Source organism: Saccharothrix sp. ST-888 (assembly GCF_000955975.1).
Lineage (GTDB): Bacteria > Actinomycetota > Actinomycetes > Streptomycetales > Streptomycetaceae > Kitasatospora.
The window spans coordinates 1-303 of the sequence record NZ_JYJF01000972.1 but is presented as its reverse complement, the minus strand read 5'-3'; the positions used below and the strand labels follow the sequence as shown (position 1 = coordinate 303).

Genomic DNA, 303 nt, shown 5'->3' with positions numbered 1-303 from the left:
GGCGTCGCGGGCGTAGCGGACTTCGCCTTCGTAGATGGTGTGGAGGTCCTGTTCGACGTAGGCGCGGGTGAGGGCGGCGCCGCCGAGGAGGACGGGGTAGTCGGGGGCCATGCCGCGATGGTTGAGCTCCTGGAGGTGCTCCTTCATGACCACGGTGGACTTGATCAGCAGGCCGGACAGGACGATCACGTCCGCGTTGTGCTGCTGGGCGGCGTCCAGGATCGCCGCGACGGGCTGCTTGATCCCCAGATTGACCACGTTGTAGCCGTTGTTGGACAGAATGATGTCGACCAGGTTCTTGCC

The 303-nt window shown here is 65.0% G+C and carries 1 protein-coding gene; it reads right to left on the bottom strand.

The genetic code is table 11. From position 1 onward, the window contains the following. Positions 1–303 (bottom strand): cobalamin-dependent protein (locus UK12_RS35215; protein ID WP_045307297.1); only part of this gene is annotated, 303 nt, incomplete at both ends.